The 15,255-nt window shown below is 61.8% G+C and carries 11 protein-coding genes; 5 read left to right on the forward strand and 6 right to left on the reverse strand.

Annotation, left to right across the window (positions count from 1 at the left end):
• Positions 1 to 60: 60 nt before the first annotated feature.
• Positions 61 to 3,522 (reverse strand): transcription-repair coupling factor, encoded by a 3,462-nt coding sequence (gene mfd / locus PWM43_RS06250; protein ID WP_289841684.1) that lies wholly within the window; start codon positions 3,520 to 3,522, stop codon positions 61 to 63.
• A 180-nt stretch (positions 3,523 to 3,702) separates the two neighbouring features.
• On the opposite strand from mfd, the gene recG reads away from it, so the two are divergent.
• The gene (recG, locus tag PWM43_RS06255; RefSeq protein WP_289841685.1) at positions 3,703 to 5,814 is read left to right on the forward strand and encodes an ATP-dependent DNA helicase RecG; all 2,112 of its coding nucleotides are present in this window, start codon (positions 3,703 to 3,705) and stop codon (positions 5,812 to 5,814) included.
• A 191-nt stretch (positions 5,815 to 6,005) separates the two neighbouring features.
• Positions 6,006 to 7,691: a putative bifunctional diguanylate cyclase/phosphodiesterase gene (locus PWM43_RS06260; protein ID WP_289841686.1), complete on the forward strand. Its 1,686-nt coding sequence runs from the start codon at positions 6,006 to 6,008 to the stop codon at positions 7,689 to 7,691.
• A gap of 31 nt (positions 7,692 to 7,722) precedes the next feature.
• Here PWM43_RS06260 and PWM43_RS06265 read toward each other — a convergent pair whose 3' ends face one another.
• Positions 7,723 to 8,694: a lipid A deacylase LpxR family protein gene (locus tag PWM43_RS06265; RefSeq protein WP_289841761.1), complete on the reverse strand. Its 972-nt coding sequence runs from the start codon at positions 8,692 to 8,694 to the stop codon at positions 7,723 to 7,725.
• Positions 8,695 to 9,172: 478 nt separating this feature from the next.
• Between PWM43_RS06265 and PWM43_RS06270 the strand changes: the two genes are divergently transcribed.
• Positions 9,173 to 9,853, forward strand: a complete 681-nt coding sequence (locus PWM43_RS06270; RefSeq protein ID WP_289841687.1) for a cold-shock protein — start codon at positions 9,173 to 9,175, stop codon at positions 9,851 to 9,853.
• Positions 9,854 to 9,916: 63 nt separating this feature from the next.
• Here the strand turns inward: PWM43_RS06270 and smpB are convergent, their stop codons facing one another.
• The 4 genes from smpB to PWM43_RS06290 all read right to left on the reverse strand — a co-directional run bounded on the left by smpB (position 9,917) and on the right by PWM43_RS06290 (position 12,974).
• Positions 9,917 to 10,408, reverse strand: coding sequence for an SsrA-binding protein SmpB (gene smpB, locus PWM43_RS06275; RefSeq protein WP_289841688.1), 492 nt, complete (start codon positions 10,406 to 10,408; stop codon positions 9,917 to 9,919).
• Positions 10,409 to 10,413: 5 nt separating this feature from the next.
• Entirely contained in the window at positions 10,414 to 11,307 is an 894-nt protein-coding gene (dapA, locus tag PWM43_RS06280) for a 4-hydroxy-tetrahydrodipicolinate synthase (protein ID WP_289841689.1), read from the reverse strand.
• An 81-nt stretch (positions 11,308 to 11,388) separates the two neighbouring features.
• Entirely contained in the window at positions 11,389 to 12,228 is an 840-nt protein-coding gene (locus PWM43_RS06285; protein WP_289841690.1) for a prephenate dehydratase, read from the reverse strand.
• Entirely contained in the window at positions 12,219 to 12,974 is a 756-nt protein-coding gene (locus tag PWM43_RS06290) for a 3-deoxy-manno-octulosonate cytidylyltransferase (RefSeq protein WP_289841691.1), read from the reverse strand. The genes PWM43_RS06285 and PWM43_RS06290 overlap by 10 nt, the downstream gene beginning before the upstream one ends.
• Before the next feature lie 171 nt (positions 12,975 to 13,145).
• On the opposite strand from PWM43_RS06290, the gene PWM43_RS06295 reads away from it, so the two are divergent.
• Together PWM43_RS06295 and serA are read left to right on the forward strand one after the other, a co-directional pair.
• A complete protein-coding gene (locus PWM43_RS06295) occupies positions 13,146 to 13,952 on the forward strand; it encodes an inositol monophosphatase family protein (RefSeq protein WP_289841692.1) in 807 nt (268 codons plus the stop codon).
• Positions 13,953 to 13,991: 39 nt separating this feature from the next.
• A complete protein-coding gene (serA, locus tag PWM43_RS06300) occupies positions 13,992 to 15,245 on the forward strand; it encodes a phosphoglycerate dehydrogenase (RefSeq protein ID WP_289841693.1) in 1,254 nt (417 codons plus the stop codon).
• Positions 15,246 to 15,255: the final 10 nt, after the last annotated feature.

A 15,255-nucleotide genomic window follows, 5' to 3' on the forward strand; every position in this document is an offset into this window, starting at 1 on the left:
GGGCGCTCGCCCGCCAATCCGCGAGCGGAAAACTTCACGAGCGCGGATGGTAGCCCCTCCTCAGTCGGCCGGGGTCTCCACCTTGTCGACGAGCTTTTTCAGAGCGCCCACGACCTTGCGCGCCATGGTGATGCGCTGCGCGTTCGTCATTTCGCGCACGACTGCCATCTTGTGATCAGGACGCAGCTTCACGCCCTGCTCCCGATGGCGCGCGACCCATGCGATCAGCCCTTCCGGATTGCGGAAAGCCCGGTTGCGGAACTGGACCACCATGCCCTTCGGCCCGGCTTCGAGCCGCTCCACACCCGCGGCGCGGCACAAACGCTTGATGATGACGACGTCCAGCAGATTTTCGACTTCGGCGGGAAGCGAGCCGAAGCGATCCACGAGTTCGGCGCGCATCGCATCGACTTCCGCTTCGTTTTCCAGCGCGGCGATACGGCGATACAGGCCGAGCCTGACGGGCAGATCCTGGACATACTTCTCGGGAATGAGGACCGGCAGCCCGAGGACGATATTCGGCGTCCAGTTTTCGTCCGCCGCGCGGCGCCTGCCCTTTTCGGCACGCAGATCGGCGACGGCGTCCTCGAGCATCTGCTGGTAAAGCTCGATGCCGACCTCCTTGATGTGACCGGACTGCTCGTCTCCCAGCAGATTGCCCGCCCCGCGCAGATCGAGATCATGCGACGCCAGCGTGAAGCCTGCGCCCAGCGTGTCGAGGGTCTGCATGATTTCCAGCCGTTTCTGCGAGGCCGCAGAAAGCACGCGCGTCTGCGGCCAGGTCAGATAGGCGTAGCCACGCTGCTTGCCGCGCCCGACCCGGCCGCGAAGCTGGTAGAGCTGCCCGAGGCCGAACATGTCGGCGCGATGGATGATCAGCGTATTGACGGCGGGCATATCGAGGCCGCTTTCGACGATATTGGTCGAGAGCAGGATATCGTATTTCCCATCGGAGAATTCGGTCATGACGCGTTCGAGTTCGGCGGGCGCCAGACGCCCATGGGCCTGCACGGTTTTCGCGTCCGGCACGATCTCGCGCAGACGGTCCGCCATCCTGTCCATGTCCTCGATGCGAGGCACGACGCAGAAGACCTGCCCGCCCCGGAATCGCTCCCGCTGGATGGCTTCGCGGATCATGACGCTGTCGAACGGCGTGATGAACGTGCGAACCGCGAGACGATCGGTCGGTGGGGTGGCGATCAGGCTCATTTCGCGCAGGCCGGAGAGCGAAAGCTGAAGGGTGCGGGGCAGCGGCGTGGCCGACAGCGTCAGCACATGCACGTCCTCGCGCAGCCCCTTGAGGCGTTCCTTATGTCCGACGCCGAAATGCTGTTCCTCATCGATAATGAGCAGTCCGAGATCCGAAAAGGCAACGCCCTTGGCCAGCAGGGCATGGGTGCCGATGACGATATCGACTTTGCCTTCCGCAAGTTCGCGCCGGGTTTCCGCGGCCTGCTTGGCGGTTACCAGCCGCGACAGCTGGGCCACGCGGACCGGAAAACCCTCGAAGCGGGTCATGAACCCGCGATAATGCTGGCGCGCCAGTAGCGTGGTCGGCACGACGACCGCGACCTGCACACCCGAGAGCGCCGCGACGAAGGCCGCCCGCAATGCGACTTCCGTTTTTCCGAAGCCCACGTCGCCGCAGACAAGCCGATCCATCGGACGACCGGCGCTCATATCTTCCAGCACATCCTCGATCGCACGGGACTGGTCTTCCGTTTCCACGAAGGGAAAACGCGCGCAGAACTCGTCCCATAGCCCTTCCGCCGGAGCGAGGGTGGGCGCTTCCTTGAGCGCGCGCCCGGCGGCGGTGCGGATCAGCTCGCCCGCCATGTCCCGGATGCGGGACTTCATCTTGGATTTGCGGACCTGCCAGGCCTGACCGCCGAGCTTGTCGAGCGCGACGCCCGCCTGCTCGGAACCAAAACGGCTCAGAAGTTCGATGTTCTCGACAGGCAGGAAGAGTTTCTGCGCGCCGTCATAGCCGAGACGCAGGCAGTCATGCGGCGCCACGCCATCGCTGACCGTTTCCAGCCCTTCGTAACGCCCGATGCCATAATCGGCATGGACCACGAGATCGCCTTCCGCAATCTCGGACGCTTCCGAAATGAATTGTTCCGCACGTTTTTTGCGACGGGGCGGTCTGGCTATGCGTTCTCCGAGCAGATCCTGCTCGGAGACGAGCGCCATGCGGTCCAGCACGAAGCCACGCTCGAGCCCCAGCGTGATGAGGCCGACGACTCCTTTCGCAATGCCCGCCGCCGTCGACCAGTCATCATGCTGCTCGGCGGCGATCCCATGTTCCCTGAGCAACGTGGCGATCCGCTCGCGCGAACCACGCGTCCATGCCGTGACATAGGTGCGTCGGCCGGCCCTGGTCCAGGTTTCAACCTGCTCGCGGAAGGCATCGAACACGCCGTCCCGGCCGCCCTCGGCGCTTTTCGCAAAGAGCGGCCCGGGGCGACCACCCATATCGATCCCATGGGCGAGATCGGGTTTGGCGAAGGGGCTGAGCATCGCGCATGGGACGCGACCGAGCATTGCGTCCCATGCGTGAAGATCGAGATAGAGACGATGCGGCGGCAACGGGCGGTAGATAAGTTCGCCCTCGCGCGAGGGCGCCCGACGCGCGTCGTAATGATCGGCGATCATATCCAGGCGGGCGCGCAGGATGTCCGGGACCTGATGGTCGAGACTGACGGACGCGTCGAGCATGTAGTCGATCAGCGTGTCCATACTCTCGTGAAAGAGCGGCACATAATGATCGAGGCCGGGATAGCGCCGCCCGTCGGACACGTTTTCGTAGATCGTATCGGAGGTGGCTGACGGGCCGAAGAGATCGCGCCATCCCGTGCGAAAGCGGCTGATGGCATCGGGGCCGAGGGCGTATTCCGAAACCGGTCGCAGATCGAACTGCCTGAGTTCGCCGGTCGAGCGCTGCGTGGCGACGTCGAAACGGCGGATGTTTTCGACCTCGTCTCCGAAGAGATCGAGTCGGATGGGCTCGCTTTCAGCAGCGGGATAGAGGTCGAAAATGCCGCCGCGCGTTGCGAATTCTCCGGCCTCCATGACCGTGTCGGTCCGGGTGTAGCCGCTGGCGACGAGCAGTTCGACCAACATGGCCGGATCGAGCGATTCGCCCGTCCGGATGCTGAGCGCCTGTCCCTCGAATGATGCGCGGGGCGGCACGCGCTGCAACAGGGCGTGCGCCGTCGTCAGGACGACGCGGCGGGATTTCGACTTTTCGAGCAGTCGGGTCAGCGTGCTGGCCCGCTCCGCGACGATGGCGGCGTTGGGAGACACCCGGTCGTAAGGAAGGCAATCCCATGCCGGGAAACGCAGTACGTCCACTTCGGGCATCATGTAAGCCATGACATCCGCGAGAGCGGCGACCGCGGCGTCGTCGCGCGCCACGTGCAGAAGCGGTCCGTCATGCTCGGCGAGACGGCTCCGGAGCAGGAAGGCGGTGGAGGCTTCGGGCACGCCCCATATGGTCGGCCAGGACGGAGCATCGGTCATATGCGGTTCCAACCTTCACGGTCCTTCGGCAGGGGATCGACGGTCGGAGCGTCCCGGATAACGCCGCGCGTCGGACCTGACCCTGCCGGATGGTTTCGTTTTGTTCCCGGGCGGGGTTGTCCTATAGCGTCGAGGTGATGACGTGTCAGCCCTCTTCGACCGGTTCCTGAAATGACAGCGATGTCCACGCCCGAACCATCCGGTCTGCTCGCGCTCTGCGAACCATTGCTCGCACCGATCGCCTCTCTCAAGGGCATTGGTCCGCGACATGCCGGGCTTCTGCGGAAAGTCGCGGGCGGCGGGCGGATCATTGATCTGCTTTTCACCATGCCGGACCATGTCATCGATCGCCGCGCGACCATGCCACTCTCGGAGGCCCGCACGCGTCTGGCTCCGGGCGGTATCCTGACTCTGGACGTGGAAATTCTCGGCATTGAGCGTCCTAAACGCGATCGGCAGCCTTTCCGGGTGCGGGCCTCCGATGGGAGCGATGAACTCGATATCGTGTTCTTTCACGCCTATCTCTTGCGGGACGTACATGTCGGCGATCGTCTCGCCATTTCGGGCAAGCTGGAACATTACGGTCTGAGCCTCAGCATGCCCCATCCGGATTTCATGCTGCCGCTCGATCGTCGGCACGAGATTCCGGCTCTCGAACCGGTTTGGCCTCTGACAGCGGGTCTGTTTCCCTCCACGATGCGCAAAGCCATGAACGCGGCGTTAAGTCGGCTGCCCGTCGATCTGCCGGAATGGCTCGACCCGGCTTTGCTGAAGGTGCACCACTGGCCGGGTTTTGTCGGAGCCTTGCGCGATGTCCACGCGCCCGTCCTCACCGGAGATGCGAAATGGGAGGAGCAGTTCGCGCGCGCAAGAGCGCGCCTGGCGTTCGACGAATTGCTTGCCGACCAGTTGTGCCTCGGCATTGCCCGCGCTCGCGCCCGGACCCGGGAAGGACGAAAACTGGTTGGCGATGGTTCGCTGCGTCGGGAAGCTCTTCGCCGCTTTGGGCATGAGCCGACCGGCGCCCAGAAACGCGCCTTCACGGAGATCGCCGCGGACCTGGAAGCCGCCTGCCCGATGACGAGACTGCTTCAGGGCGACGTTGGCGCGGGTAAAACGCTGGTCGCGACATTGGCCATGTTGCAGGCGGTTGAAGCAGGAACCCAGGCCGCGCTGATGGCGCCGACGGAGATCCTTGCGCGTCAGCATTTCGAGACACTCAGCCGTCTCTGTCCCGTTCCGTGCGTCTTTCTGTCCGGCAGCATCAAGGGACGGGCACGCAGAGAGGCGCTGGAGGCGATCAGCAGCGGCGCTGCGCCGATCGTCATCGGAACGCACGCGCTGTTTCAGGACAAAGTCGTGTTTCACGATCTCGGCGTGGCCGTCATTGACGAACAGCACCGCTTCGGGGTCGAGCAGCGCATGAAACTCGGTCATAAAGGTCGTGCGACGGACGTGCTCGTGATGACCGCCACGCCGATCCCGCGCACGCTTCTCCTGACCCAGTGGGGTGAACTCCAGGTCAGCCGTCTGGACGAAAAACCGCCGGGACGCCTGCCGATCGCAACCTCGGTCCATGCCCTCTCTTCACTTGATGACATCATCGCCGGCATCCGGCGTTCTCTGGCACGTGGCACCCAGGTCTATTGGGTGTGCCCACTGGTCGAGGAAAGCGAGGCCCTCGATCTGGCTGCCGCCGAAGCGCGCTGGGCCGATCTGGCCGAGCGTTTCAGCGAACCGGTCGGCCTCGCTCATGGCAAGCAGGACATCGTGCAACGCCAGGCCGCGCTTGACGCTTTCCGTCGCGGAGAAACGCGCCTGCTCGTTGCGACGACGGTGATCGAAGTGGGTGTGGATGTGCCCGATGCGTCGATCATGGTGATCGAGCATGCCGAACGGTTCGGTCTGGCCCAGCTTCATCAGTTGCGTGGTCGTGTCGGACGTGGCAGTGCGCGCTCCTTCTGCCTGCTGCTGTATGACGAAGCCTCCGGTCTGGGTGCGCGGTCACGACTGGGCCTGTTGAGGGAAACTGAAGACGGGTTTCGCATTGCCGATGAGGATTTTCGTCATCGCGGAGGCGGAGACCTCGCAGGGAGTCGGCAGTCTGGTCTTCCCGGTTTCCGGCTGGCGACCGGTTTTCCGTCGGATCGACTGATACACGCGGCCTGGCAGGAAAGTGCGCGACGGCTTTCCAGCGATACTGGCCTGGCGGCTGCTAGCAATGCTTCTCTTCACGTGCTTCTGCATCTGTTCGACCGTGATACACCAGAACGGATTCTGACATCTGGATGACAAAAAGACATAAGAATGTCTAAAGAGGATCTGGAGAGCCCAGATTTTGCCGAGCCGTCACGCACTCTGCCCTACGGCGCCGTGATACGCTTATGAGGCTTGAAAGGCCGAGAAATTACGGGCTCCTGAGTATTCTCCACATGTCATGAACCCAGTCATTGGCGGCCGCGAAACAGGGAGATATTTTAAGGATGTCAGAGCCGAACCTGACGGAAGCCACTCACGAAGCGACAATACGGCTCGCAGCCGCCGCGTGTGGTTGCCGTTCTGCCGCGCTTCTGCTGGTTCACGCCGACAGCACATTTTCCGTTCTTGCGTCTATCGGCTCAGCCCCATGGAGCACGCTGTGCGCTGGTCGCATGGACGCCGTGTTCAGGAGTTCGGCCCCTGTGCTCGTCATCCGTGAACAGGATGACACCATGACCTGGACCCTGGGCGGCATCGCCATGTCGTCCGTCGGAGCCCCCGGAGGGGTTAAGATAATGCTCGTCGTGGCGTCCGAGCCCGGCGATCCCCTCGAGGAGCCCTATCTCAAACCACTCAAAGATATCGCTCTGGCGATCTCACCCGTTTGGGGCGATGCTTTCACGATCGGGCCGCAGACCGGTGGAACGGATCGTTTCAAGACGCGAGCTTCCATGCTCTCGCATCTCGAACACATGATCATGTCCGACAATGCATCATCCGTGCATCCGCGACGATTGGCGTTTCTTCTCATGGATCTTGACCACCTCTCCCGGCTCAATGAGCGGAGTGGATGGGATCGTGCCGATCGGGTCATCGAAGAGATGATACGGCGCGTGAGCGTCGCCGTTCCCTCCGGATCAAGGATTGAGTATTTCGGGGGGGGACGCGTCGCGGTAGCTACGCCTTACGGCATCACGGCCGTGACGGCGCGTTCCATCATCGCCTCGATCATGCGAGCCATGCATGCACCCTTCGAGCTTGAAGGCGAAGCCTTGAACATCTCGGTGACGCTGGGGTGGTGCGTTTATCCTCAGGATGCCTCAAATGCCAAAGCCATGATGTCTGCGGCGCATGCCGCTCTCACCGAAGCGCGAAGGTCCGGCGCTGGGCATGACTGTCGAGCGACCGAGGCTGTCGTATCCCGGCACAATGAAATGACCGGGCTCGAAAGAAGCCTGATGCTCGCGCTGCAGGAAAATGAATTATCCCACCAGTGGATGCCGATCATCAATGTGGAAAGTCAGGAAATTGTTGCCGTGGAGGCCCTCCTGCGCTGGGAGAGGCCGGATCACGGACCGGTTTCGCCGGGTATTTTCATTCAATATGCCGAAGAGGCCGGACTCATCGAGCAGGTGGACACGTGGAGTTTGCGGCACGCCTGCCTCGCGGCGGCCGGATGGTCGAGTCCCCTGCGGGTCTGCGTCAATATCTCCCCTCTCTGGCTGGCAAATGGTCGACTCGCGCCGCTGATCTCCGCCACACTCGCGGAGAGCGGTCTGGCCGCCCATCGCTTGCAGATCGAGCTTTCGGAACTGCGCTCCTTCGGTCCGACGGATCTCGCACACCAGGAACTTTCCCGACTACGCGCTCTGGGCGTCAAGATAGCACTGGATGATTTTGGTTCCGGGTATTCCTGCCTGGAGCGCCTGTCCTCGTTCCCGCTGGACCAGATCAAGCTGGACCGTTTTTTCATGGGAAAGATGCAGGACGATCCGCGAGTCGGTGAGGTTCTGCGCTCCCTCCTTCGCCTCGCGACCGTCCTTGGGATCAGTTGCTGCGCCAAGGGCGTCGAAACCGAACGTCAGATGGCCTTTCTCGAAGCTTATGGCTGCACGGAAGTTCAAGGCTATCTTCTGGGACAGCCTGTCGACCACGCCCTGCCAGGCTTGTCACGACAAACAGACGTTTAGACCCGGGTCCGTGAAAGTCCCCGGGTGGATCTCAGAACTTGCCGGAGAGTTTCAGCGAGCCATAATTGAACAGGCCCCGGCGAGATGTCGAGAATTCCGCAGTCTGCCAGATCTGGCTATAGGACAGACGGACGCCGTGCCACATGACGGCGACACCCGCGTGAATCTCGCCCACGTCCCACAGCATGTTCGGCACATGGGGGGAGTTATGACGAATGGTGTTGCCTTCCAGTGTCGCATCATACGCGACAGCCTGCCCCTCGACCCCGCCGAATGCGTACCATGAAACCGGCCTCGCCATCGTGAAAGCGTCCGTTCCATCGAGGCCCGGACCGATGGTGGCATTTCCGAAATCGCTCTGAAGCCCCTGACCGAAACGTATGTTGGTCGCGAGATCGCCATACGTACGATAGTCGCCAATGGCCGCGGAGGCGGCCGGAAGGACATCGAGTCCGACGCCGTGCCGCCCTTCGCTGATGAGTGGCAGGCGCCAGATGCGTCCCATCTGCACTTGGAAAATGGGCTGGTTGGCGAGCTGGTGTCTCCAGCCCTTGTTCGGCGTATCGCTGATCAGATTATGGAACCCGTTCTGGACGTTCCGACCAAGACCTCCGGGGCCCATGATACCAAACTGGATGCCAAACACGCTGCGCGAAAGATCAGTATCGTTGATCAGATTGACCGTGCCTAGCAGAAGGCTCGAATACGGCCTGTCTGTCGCCGGAGGATTGGGGTTCTGTGTGGCGGAAGGCGTATAGATCAGCTGCTGAACGTCAAGGCTGATTCGCTGCACGCCTTCGCCCAGAATAAAACGGTTGAGGTCATGAAACGGCTTGGGGAGATTATCCGTGCCGGAGGTCCAGCCCGCGCGAAGACCCGAGGTATAATATTGGTCCGATGTCCCTTTCAGGGTTGAAACGGCGTCGTTTTCACCCTGAATGGTCCATGTTCCATAAGGATCCCGCTGGGGCGTTGCATACGCCGGAGCAACAAGGGCGCCCATCGCAACGCCGACCGACAGCGGACGGGCCGTCCAGCGCAGAATATCCACAAGCCGCACGTCCGGTACCTCTCAAATGTTTCCAGAATCGCAGCGGTATATGTCACGCCGCAGGACAAAAGGAAACCGCGTCGCCTCCCGTGGGGCTGAACTCTGACGACGAGCGTGCTCTTGGCGACACGGTTTTCGAACCTCTTCGGCACAGGGTAAAGCACATTCCGCGGCCTCCAGAAGTAACGTCAGGGAAAACGGGGATGTTCACAGACACGCGAACATACGCATAAACGCGCCCTTTAGCGGGCTTTCGATGCGTTTTCATGTGGAAGCCGCCGACGCAAGCATGCTAGGGTTCCCCTCGAGACCCTGCACGGCCCCATCAATGACGCGTTCTCGCGCCGGAGCCGCTCCAGTTGTTTCGTCTTACTCCACTAAGCGGCAAGATTATATTGTCGGCCGCCTTTTACATCCCGGGATTAAACCGTTGAGAAGCAACCGACCCGACCGCAGCTCTCGTTCCCCGCGCCGCGGCGGATTTGATGACGAGTTCATGTCGCCAGCCCCTTCATATGCCGATCGCGGCCCCTCGACCTTCCGTCGCCCTGCTGCCGGCGGCCCGCAGGTCGTCGCGTCCGGTCCGGAAATCAACGCAAGCGTCAAGTGGTTCAACAGCGAGAAGGGCTTTGGCTTTGTCGAGCTGGCTGACGGCTCGGGCGATGTGTTCCTTCATGCCAATGCCCTGTCCACGACGGGCCATAGCAGCGTTAATCCCGGCACGACGTTGAGCGTTCGTATCGGCCAGGGTCCCAAGGGCCGTCAGGTCGCGGAAGTGCTGACCGTTGATGAGAGCACGGCTGAAGCGCCGCGTCCCCGCGCCGCTTTCGGTGCTCCCCGCAGCGCTGGCCCGGCCGGTTTCGGCGCTCGCCCGTCGCGTCCCGCTCCCGACCTTTCCGGCGCTGACGACATGCGTGGCACGGTCAAATGGTACAACGGTACGAAGGGCTTCGGCTTCATCACGCCGGATAGCGGTGGCAAGGATATCTTCATCCACGCTTCTGCTCTCGAGCGTTCGGGCCTCTCCGCTCTTAACGAGGGTCAGGCTGTCGATGTGAAGGTTGTCCAGGGCCAGAAGGGTCCGGAAGCAGCGAGCGTCAATCTCGCCTGATTTCGCCTCATGCTTTCGAGTATGGGCAGCCGTCTGACTTTCCGGTCAGGCGGCTTTTTTATGTCAGTCGTAACGGCCCTTGTTGCGAAGCAGACGGGCCTTATCCCGCTGCCAGTCACGATCGGCGATATGCTGGCGCTTGTCTTCTTTCTTACGTCCACGCCCCAGGCCCAGTGTGACTTTGGCGACGCCGCGCTCATTGAAGTGAACGTCCAGAGGCACGATGGACGCGCCATCCCGTGAAACCGCGTCCAGATAGTGCACAACCTGTTTTTTGTGCAGAAGCAATTTGCGGGGTGCTCGCGTATCGAATCGCGACAATACGCCGCCCTGATATTCGGGGATATAAGCGTTCAGAAGCCAGATTTCGCCGTCGCGTTCGACCGCATAGGCCTCAGTGATCGTGGCCCGGCCCAATCTCAGGCTTTTGACCTCAGGTCCCTTCAGAACGATCCCGGCTTCGGTCGTCTCCAGAATTTCGTAATTGAAGCGACCCTTACGATTTTGCGCGGCCAGACCGTGCGAAATCATGCTGCTTTTTTTCTTCTCTGCCATTGGAACTATCCGATGATTCCCGCAAGGCGCAGGCCTTCATCAACCAGAGCACAGGCTCCCGCCGCAGGCTCCGTCATGGGCAGTCGAATGGCGGGTGAGCAGAGGCCCAGACGAGAAGCCGCGTATTTGACGGGGCCGGGATTGGTTTCACAGAACATGGCGTCATGAAGCGGCATGAGACGATCCTGAAGCGCCATGGCTTCCTGCACACGTCCTTCCTGCCAGGTCTTGTGCAACTCCGCGCAAAGAGCCGGTGCGACGTTTGAGGTCACGCTGATACAGCCATCTCCGCCCGCTGCGAGAAAAGAGACAATCGTTCCATCCTCGCCCGAGAGCTGGTTGAAAGGCTTCTGAACGAGGCGACGCACCTGCAAGGGACGTACGAGATTGGCGGTCGCATCCTTCACGCCCACGATGTTGGGATGCTGCGCGAGTCGCCCAATCGTCTCAGGCAGGACTTCAACCACCGTCCGGCCTGGCACGTTGTAGAGATAGAGCGGTAATTCGGTGGCATCGGCGACCGCCATGTAATGGCGATAAAGCCCCTCCTGCCCCGGTTTGTTATAGTACGGTGCCACGACCAGCAGCGCATCCACGCCCACGGACGCGGCATGGCGCGCCATCTCGATCGCTTCCTGAGTGCTGTTCGAACCGGCGCCGGCCATAACGCGCACGCGGCCCGCCGCCGTTTCCACCGCCTGCGCCACGATCTCGCCGTGCTCCTTGTGGCTCAGGGTCGGGCTTTCTCCGGTGGTACCGGCCGGGACGAGGCCCGAGACGCCGTTTTCGATCTGCCAGTCGATGAAGCGCCGGTACGCGGGGAAGTCGATCGCGCCGTCCGACTTCATCGGGGTGATCAGCGCGGTCAGAACGCCATGGAAAAAACCTGTATGTGTCATTGTCTGTTCACTCTCGCCCAGGCGCATTTTCTGCCGCATCCCTCGCGCACCACGTCGGGCAGCGTCAAGTCGATCTCGGGCTCAGGAAGCGAAATGGCGCGCCCGACTGGTCGGATAGACGCCCAGAATGGAAGAACTGTCACAGAATTGTGGCAATGCTGCGAGAGCCGCTCGCAGGGCCGCCTGCTCCGGGTGCCCTTCCACGTCGAGCAGAAACTGCGTTGCCGCGAAAGATCCGTCCAGCATGTAACTCTCCAGCCGCGTCATGTTGACGCCGTTTTCGGCAAATCCGCCCAACGCCCGATAAAGCGTTCCGGGCGCATTGCGAACGCGAAACAGCAGCGTGGTCATCACATGTGCGACTTCGGGCGACGGCCATCGGGACTCGCGGGACACGATATAGAAACGCGTCGTGTTATGGGGCGCGTCCTCGACGTTCCGTCTCAGAATCTTAAGACCATTGAGTTCGGCGGCCAGTTCGGACGCGACCACCCCATCTTCACGGGAGGCCGTGCTTTTGAGGATTTCCGCCGCTCCCGCCGTGTCGAAGGCTGCCACCCCCGAGACCTGCAATTCGTCAATGAGCTTGCGGATCTGTCCCAGCGCGACCGGATGTGTATGGATGCGCCGAATATCTTCGAGTTTCGCACCTGGAACGGCCATCAGGCAATGTTCGACCCGCTGGAACTGCTCCCCGACAATATGCAGCCCCGCCTCGGGCAAAAGGGAGTGAATATCAGGGACGCGGCCGGCCAGAGAATTCTCGCAGGCCAGCATGCCTTCATCCGCCCGGCCATCGTGTACCGCCTGTATGGCATCCGCGAAAGTCGCGCAGGGCAGCGTGGTCCAACCCGGTCTGGCCGTGCGGCACGCCAGATCGGAATAAGCGCCCGGACGTCCCTGAAACGCGATTATGGGCATCGGACATTCCCTTCTCTCTGAGCAACGATGGCACGAACCCGTGCCAGATCATGGGGCGTATCGACGCCATGCGGAGCGGCTTCAATACGCGTGCAGCCGATCGTCAGGCCGAGATCGAGCGCCCGGAGCTGTTCAAGAGACTCACGGCGCTCAAGCGGACTCTGCGGCGCATTGACGAAGCGCGCGAGCGCCTGCCGCCGCCAAGCATAGACGCCGATATGATGCCATAGTGGCCCCTCACCCCACGGAAGGACGGCGCGTGAGAAGTACAAACTGCGTGCGACGTCCTGGTCCGGCATGAAATCGCATGCGATCTTCACGACGGACGTTGCGTCCCGCTCCTGAGCGGAGGTCACCGGGGCCGCCAGCGTGCCGATATCGAATTGCGGATCTTCAAGGGGACGCAGCACGCGGCGCAGGTCGTCGGGAACAAACAAGGGCAGATCGCCCTGGAAATTCACGATCACGTCGTGTCGTCCGTCGGGATCCAGTTCATTGATCGCGGCGTGAACCCGATCGGAGCCGCTCGGCAGTTCAGGCGCCGTGAGGATGCAGGTGACCCCAAGAACCTTCACTGCTTCGACAATCTCCGCGTCGGGAGTCGCAACGGCGACGGGACCGATATTGGCTGCCAGAGCTCGCTCCACGACACGCAGGATCATCGGACGGCCACCGATCTCCGCCAGCGGTTTTCCGGGCAGTCGTGTCGAGGCCATGCGTGAAGGAATGATGACGATAGGCTTCATGGAAGGGGCAGCTCAGCGGTAATCAGGGGCAAAATCAGGACTTACGCACGAAATATACGACGTCAGGCCGGAACAGATGCCGCACCACTGACAGGGCGTCAATCGAGCCATTGCCACGCAAAGCAATGAACGACAGTGTTGGTGCCGTTTTCGACTGCAATGAGTGACGTCATGACCAATATCGTCTCACCAGCGTTCGTGGAAACCGCGAGGCTCTGCGCCGACGCGGCAGCCAGTCGGGTCGTGAGGCATTTCCGCATCGGCCTCGCCAGCGACGCCAAGGCCGATGACAGTCCGGTGACGGCGGCCGACCGGGAAGCGGAACAGGCCATGCGCGCGGTCATTGCCAGCAGACATCCCGATCATGCCATTCTGGGAGAGGAATTCGGAGGCGCACACGCCAGCGGGCCCTGGTGCTGGGTCATCGATCCGATAGACGGGACTCGCGCCTTCATTACGGGCCGACCCAGCTTCACGACGCTCGTTGCTCTTTTTCACAACGACGTGCCGGTGCTCGGGGTGGTCGATCAACCCGTCACCGGCGAACGCTGGGTCGGGGTGACCGGCCATAAGACCCTCTTCGAGTCACGCTCCCTGCCCGGTACGATCGGCACCCGACGCTGCGTGGCGCTGGCCGCGGCCGAGTTGTCCTGCACGTCCCCCGATATTTTCGTGCCGCCGTTCGGGGAGAAATTTAACATGTTGCGTGGTCTGGTCCGACGGACGAGCTGGGGCGGTGACGCTTATGCCTATGGACTGCTTGCCCTGGGTCAGATCGACATCGTCGCGGAATGCACGATGAAACCATGGGACTGGGGCGCGCTCGTCCCCGTCGTTCAGGGCGCGGGAGGGCGGGTGACGGACTGGTCCGGCGGCGCTCTCACGCTTGAAAGCGCCGGGGATGTTCTCGCCTGTGGAGATGCCGTTCTGCACGCGGCTGTGGTTCGGGAGCTTTCCCACGCTCCCTCATTCCGCTAGTCAGACTACCTCCTTTTGAACAGTCCCGGAGCCCGACCGATGGATGCGACGTTCTCTCTGCCCAAGGACAAGATCAAGATCCTGCTTCTGGAGGGTATCCACGAGAGCGCGGTCGCCCATTTCAACGCCCAGGGCTATAATCAGGTAACGCGTCTCAAGACCGCTCTTGAGGGCGACGCCCTTGTGCAGGCGTTGAGCGGGGTTCACATGGTGGGCATCCGCTCGCGCACGCAGTTGACGGCTCCCATCATCGAAAGCGCGGATCGGCTGATGGCCGTGGGGTGCTTCTGCATTGGCACCAACCAAGTCGATCTCGCGGCGGCGCGGATGGCCGGCATTCCGGTATTCAATGCGCCGTTCAGCAACACGCGCTCTGTCGCGGAACTGGTGATCGGCGAGATCATCATGCTGATGCGCCGTATTCCGAGCCGTTCGGAAGCCTGCCATCAGGGTGGTTGGGACAAATCGGCGACCAATGCCTGGGAGGTGCGCGGCAAAACTCTTGGGATCGTCGGCTATGGCTCCATCGGTTCCCAGCTTTCGGTGCTTGCCGAAGCCATGGGCATGACGGTGCTGTACTACGACACGCAGGACAAGCTGCCTCATGGCAACGCCCGGCCGGTCGGAAGCCTCCATGAGCTTCTCGGGCAATCCGATGTCGTGAGTCTGCACGTCCCCCAGACGGAACAGACCCGCAACCTGATGGGCGAAGCCGAAATCCGCGCCATGAAACCAAATTCCATTCTGCTGAACAACGCGCGCGGCACCGTGGTGGATCTGGCCGAATTGGCCGCCGCCCTCAGGGATGGTCACCTCATGGGTGCGGGAATCGACGTGTTTCCTGTCGAACCCAAAAACAATGACGACCGCTTCGTCAGCCCGCTGCAAGGCATACCGAACGTGTTGCTGACACCGCATATCGGCGGTTCCACCATGGAAGCGCAGGAGCGCATCGGTGTCGAGGTCGCCCGTAAACTGGTCGAATATTCAGACGTGGGTTCGACATTCGGTGCCGTAAATTTTCCTCCTGTTCAGCTCCCCGAGCGCCCCAACGGCACGCGCTTCATGCATGTGCACGAGAACCGACCGGGCATCATGCGGCAGATCAATGAGGTTTTCTCACGCGAAGGCTGCAATATTGTCGCCCAGTTTCTCCAGACGGATGGCGAAGTCGGATACGTCGTTGTCGAGACGGACGCCAACCCGGATGCCGCGCAGGACCACCGTTTGCTTGAGGCGCTCAGAACGCTGGACGGCACATTGCGTGCCAGATTGCTTTATCAGCGCGGTTAATGGTCTTCAG

The sequence above is a fragment of the Brytella acorum genome (assembly GCF_029309905.1).
GTDB classification, from domain to species: Bacteria; Pseudomonadota; Alphaproteobacteria; order Acetobacterales; family Acetobacteraceae; genus Brytella; species Brytella acorum.

Coding starts and splice junctions, on each gene's coding strand:
- mfd (WP_289841684.1), bottom strand. CDS start 3,522: ATGACCGATGCTCCGTCCTGGCCGACCATATGGGGCGTGCCCGAAGCC.
- recG (WP_289841685.1), top strand. CDS start 3,703: ATGTCCACGCCCGAACCATCCGGTCTGCTCGCGCTCTGCGAACCATTG.
- PWM43_RS06260 (WP_289841686.1), top strand. CDS start 6,006: ATGTCAGAGCCGAACCTGACGGAAGCCACTCACGAAGCGACAATACGG.
- PWM43_RS06265 (WP_289841761.1), bottom strand. CDS start 8,694: ATGGGCGCCCTTGTTGCTCCGGCGTATGCAACGCCCCAGCGGGATCCT.
- smpB (WP_289841688.1), bottom strand. CDS start 10,408: ATGGCAGAGAAGAAAAAAAGCAGCATGATTTCGCACGGTCTGGCCGCG.
- dapA (WP_289841689.1), bottom strand. CDS start 11,307: ATGACACATACAGGTTTTTTCCATGGCGTTCTGACCGCGCTGATCACC.
- PWM43_RS06285 (WP_289841690.1), bottom strand. CDS start 12,228: ATGCCCATAATCGCGTTTCAGGGACGTCCGGGCGCTTATTCCGATCTG.
- PWM43_RS06290 (WP_289841691.1), bottom strand. CDS start 12,974: ATGAAGCCTATCGTCATCATTCCTTCACGCATGGCCTCGACACGACTG.
- PWM43_RS06295 (WP_289841692.1), top strand. CDS start 13,146: ATGACCAATATCGTCTCACCAGCGTTCGTGGAAACCGCGAGGCTCTGC.
- serA (WP_289841693.1), top strand. CDS start 13,992: ATGGATGCGACGTTCTCTCTGCCCAAGGACAAGATCAAGATCCTGCTT.